This is a genomic window from Pseudoxanthobacter sp., assembly GCF_036822375.1.
GTDB lineage: Bacteria > Pseudomonadota > Alphaproteobacteria > Rhizobiales > Segnochrobactraceae > Pseudoxanthobacter.
This window is the reverse complement of record NZ_DAISHT010000240.1, coordinates 1-4,745: the sequence shown is the minus strand read 5'-3', so window position 1 is coordinate 4,745 and position 4,745 is coordinate 1. Positions and strand designations below refer to the sequence as shown.

At 72.5% G+C, this 4,745-nt stretch carries 2 protein-coding genes; both read right to left on the bottom strand.

The annotated features are described in order from the left end of the window. Positions 1-3,583 (bottom strand): AsmA-like C-terminal region-containing protein (locus tag V7067_RS15565; protein WP_334176818.1); only part of this gene is annotated, 3,583 nt, incomplete at its 3' end. Positions 3,584-3,686: 103 nt separating this feature from the next. Beyond that, positions 3,687-4,745 (bottom strand): FAD-linked oxidase C-terminal domain-containing protein (locus V7067_RS15560; RefSeq protein ID WP_334176817.1); only part of this gene is annotated, 1,059 nt, incomplete at its 5' end.

Below are 4,745 nucleotides of genomic sequence, written 5' to 3'. Positions count from 1 at the left end.
CCGGGCCGGCGTTCTGCAAGACGCGGTCGATCTCGTCACGGAAGCCGGTCGCGGCCTTTTCGGTGGCGGCCTTGTCGGCGGCGGCTTTTTCGGCGGCCGCTTTAGCCGCGGCTTCCGCCTTGCGGCGGGCGTTGCCGGCTTCCAGCTGCCGCCGCTGGCGGGCGAGGCGCTCGGCCTCCAGCACCTGCGTCTGCAGCGCTTCCACGCGCTTCGATTCGCGCCCGATGGCCCGCAGGTTCAGATAGGCGGTGTAGGCCGTCGAATCGATGCTGCGCTGCGGCCCGGCAAACGGGCCGGTGAAGCGGATGCCTGCGGCCGGCGTCGCATCGGCCACGCGGTCGGGATCGTCGGCACCGGCGGGCACCAGCAGGGTGAGATTGCTGTCGACCTGCCCGCGCACCAGATCGAGCATCGCCCCGCCGCGCACGGCCACATCGCCCGGCAGGCGGAACGTGCCGTCGCTGAGCCGCACGATGCCGCTGGCAACCGTGAGCGTGCCGGAGAGCGAATTGATCTTCAGCGGCCCGGCCGCGAACCCCTGCCCGAGGGCCGTGCCGACAGGGCCGTCTTCCAGCGCCAGGTCGCCGCTGTCGGCAGCCCGGCGCACTGCGGCGAAGGCCGCCGGATCGAGCGCCGGCACCACGACATCGCGCGCCTCGACGGCGCCGTTGGCGGAAAGCGTGGCCATCAGCCCGGCAACGGAGCGCCCGCCGGCCTCGCCGGCAAGGCTGGCATCGAGGCTGCCGGCGAGCCCGCCGGGGGGGCTGCCGGCCAGCACGGCAATATCGGCCCCGCGCAGCGCCAGATGCCCGCGCACCGCCACCGCACCGCGCTCGCCGGCATGGAAGCCGAGGCTGCCGCTGAGGGCGCCGCCGGCCAGCGTGCCGGACAGGGCATCGAATGTGACCACGCCGGGAGCGGAGGTCAGCGTGGCCTGCGCACGGCTGAGCGAAAGCGGGCCAAGCTCCACGTCCTGTGCACTGACGGCGAGACTGAGATCGAGCCCGGACAGCAGCGACGGACCGAAGGCGGTATCGGGCCAGAGCCCGCCATCGGCCGGCAGCACCGACCATGCGCCGTTGCCAAGGCCGAGTTCGGCGGCAAAGCTGCCGCTCAGAGCCGACACCGTGACCGCCCCCTTCACGGACGGCCGGGCCGGCGCGAGATCGACGACGCCGTTGCCGGAAACCGTGCTGCCGGCAACCGAACCGCGGACGGTCCCGACAGCCACGGTCTCGCCCTTGAGGGTCATGCGGGCCGTCAGGGCAGCCGGCACCGCGCCGGTCAGGCCCGGCGCGATCTGGCCGAAGGAAATCGCCGCCGGGACGATGTCGCGGCTGTCGAGCCTGACGTCGAAACTGCCTTCGGGCGCCTGCCCGGCCGGCGCCGACAGCTTGCCGCTGACATCGAGCCGCGAACCGGCAAAATCGGCCGACAGCACGGTCTGCACCTCGCCGGCCGCCCGCCCGGTGAGCGAAATGGCCAGCGCACCGGCGCCGATGCCGCGCACCGGCACCACCGGCAGGCCGAACTGGCCGAAAAGCCGCGTACCGTCCGGCCCGGATGCCTCCACGCTGAGGCCGATCAGCCCTTCGCGCCAGTCGTCGAAGGTGCCCGTGAACGAGGCGCGGGCATCGACGGCGGTGCCGCCGGCCTCGCCGCCGAGGGTTAGCTTCATCGAGGTGGCCGGCCCGACCGGCCCGGCCTCGAAGCGGGCTTGCAGGCTGGCGGGCCCCAGCAGCGGCGCAGCGCGCACGAAGGCGCCGAGGCCCGGTGCATCGGGCACCAGCGCCTGCGCCAGCGTGGCGAGGCCATCGAAGCGGGCCGCGGCAACAGATGCCGTCAGGCTGCCGCGCGGGTGGGTGCCGATCGCCTCCACGGTGCCGGTGGCGCTGACTTTCGCGCCCGCGAGGTCTTCGATATCGAGGCGCCGCACATCGAGATTGCCGCCGGCGAAGGTCGCCTCGACATCGACCGCGCGGCCATCGATGCCGCCGACGGCCGCGCGGTCGGCGGCGACCGACAGTGAGACGTCGCCGGCAATGGCGCCGGCCAGTGCACCGATGCCATCGGGTGCAATCGCCCGGCCGAGTTCGGCCACCCGGTCGAAATCGAGCCGCCGGGCACGGGCGGAAAGCGCCAGAGCCGACTTGCCGCCGGCCGTGGCGGGGTGCCAGCTCAGGGCGCCTTCCACACCGTCCTTGCCGAGGCGGGCGGCATAGTCGGAGACCTCCAGACCGGCCGCATCCAGCGCGAAGCCGGCATCGAGCGCCACCGGCTGCAGGCCGGAGGGCACGCGGGCGGTGCCGCGCAGCCACGCGCCGAGGGTGCCGGGCTGCTCGCAGGTGAGCGAAAGGCGCCCCTCCAGCCGCGGCGCGGGGCCGGATTGCAGGCTGCCGGAAAAGCTGATGCGCGTGCGGCCGGGCGGCTCCAGCGACAGCGCCGCCACCTGCCAGCCGTCGGCGCCGGGGCTGGCCTCCAGACGGCCGTTCTGCACGATGCCGCCGGCCATGACCATGGAATCGACCCCCAGCCGCAGCCGGCCGGGAAGGCCCGGCAACGGCAGGCCGGGCAGCACGGCGGCGAGCCCGGCCAGTGCCTGGGCCGGGCTGACAACATGGTCGGCCGTGGAACCGGCCAGAAAATCGAGATCGATCTGCCGGGCCCGCAGATCGACATCGAAGCGCGGTGCCGGCGCGAAGGCCAGCGCGGCATCGCCGTCGAAAGCCACGACATTGGCGCTGGCGCCGAAGCCGGCCTCCAGTGCCGACAGCCCGAGAGCGGACGAATCGAGGCGGAAGCGGCCTGAAACCCGGCTCAGCGTCATCGGCGCGGGGGGCGGAGCGCTCTTCTCGCCGGCGGCGGCCGGGCGCGGGCCGGCGCTGAAACGGCCCTCGTAGACCGGCAGCGGACCGGCGAGCTGCACCACGCCATCGGCGGCAATCTGCAGGGGCCACAGCGGCGAGGCAAGGTCCGCCTTCAGCTTGACGCCGTCGCCTTCGCGCGCGGCGGTGGCGAGGCTGAAGGTGACCGGCACGCCGCCGGCCTGCAGAGACCCGGCCATGCGATAGGGCCCGGCAAGGGAGCGCGCATCGAGCGTGGCGGAAAGGTTGCCGAGACGATAGGCAACGCCGCTGCGGGCATCGGAAATCTCGACGGTGCCGCGGTGCAGCCCGACGCCTTCCAGCGCCACGTCGGTGCGGCCGGGCGCACCGGGCGCGGCGGTGCCGGGGGCAACCGCCAGCGCACCGCCGCCATCGAAGGCAAGGCGGATGACAGGCCGCTCCAGATCGAGACCGGTGACATGCACGGCGCCGCGCAGCAGCGCGGGCAGATCGATTTCCGCGGAAACGCGCTCGGCCGTCAGCACCGGCGCCTCCGCGGCGCCCACCCGCACATCGGAAAGGGTGATGGAGGGAACGGGCAGCAGACGCACATCGGCCGATCCGAGCACGCGCACGCGCAGGCCGACCAGACGCGCCGCTTCCGCCTCGATGGCGGGGCGCATCTGGGTCCAGTCCACAAAATAGGGCCCGACGAAAGCCGTCGCGAACGCCATGATGATGGCGATGCCCACGGTCATGAGCAGAGCGTTCAGGGTCCGTCTCCCTCAGGGGCGGCGCCCGCCCGGCCCCGGCCGGCCATGGCGCGCGCTGGCTCCACGTCTCAGTTGGTTGCGCCGCCCGTCAGGCGGCATCCGGCCCGCCGGCAACCAGCCGCTGCGTGCCGACGATCTTGCCCGGGTTGAGGATGCCGGCGGGATCGAGCGCCAGCTTCAGCGCCCGCATCACGCCAAGGCCGGCGCCGTGCTCCTCGTCGAGACAGGCGATCTTGCCCTGCCCCACGCCGTGTTCGCCGGTGCAGGTGCCGTCCATGGCGATGGCCCGGTGGGCAAGACGCCTGAGGAAAGCCTCCGCCGCCGCGATTTCGGCAGCCGAACCGGTATCGACCATGGCCTGAACATGGAAATTGCCGTCGCCGACATGGCCGGCAACCGCCGCAATCAGACCGGTTTCTGCCACGTCCGCCATTGTTTCCTCGATGCAGGCGGCAAGCCGCGAGATCGGCACGCACACATCGGTCACCATCGGCTCGGTGCCGGGGCGCAGCGCGCGGACGGCGAAATAGAACTCATGGCGGGCATGCCAGAGCCGGGTGCGGTCTTCCGGCTTGTGGGCCACCTCCAGCCGGCCGCCGCCGAAATCGGCGACAATGGCGGCAAAGGCGTCCGCCTGCTCGGCAGCCCCGGCCGGCGAGCCGTGAAACTCCACGAACAGATGCGGCTGCTCGGGCAGTTCCAGATGGGAGTGCAGGTTGACGGCGCGGATGCCGGCGCTGTCCAGCAGCTCGATGCGCGCCACCGGAATGCCGCTCTGGATGGTGGCGATGACCGCACGGCAGGCGGCATCGAGGCTGTCGAACGGGCACACGCCGGCAATGATCGCCTCCGGCAGGCCGTGCAGGCGCAGAGTGACGCCGGTGACGATGCCGAGCGTGCCTTCCGCGCCGACGATGAGGCGGGTCAGATCGTAGCCGGCCGAACTTTTGCGCGCCCGGCGCGCGGTATCGATGACGGTGCCGTCGGCCAGCACCACTTCAAGCGACAGCACGTTCTCGCGCATCGTGCCGTAGCGCACCGCATTGGTGCCGGAAGCGCGGGTGGAAACCATGCCGCCAAGGCTGGCATCGGCACCCGGATCGATGGGAAAGAACAGTCCCTGATCGCGCAGATAATCGTTGAGCTG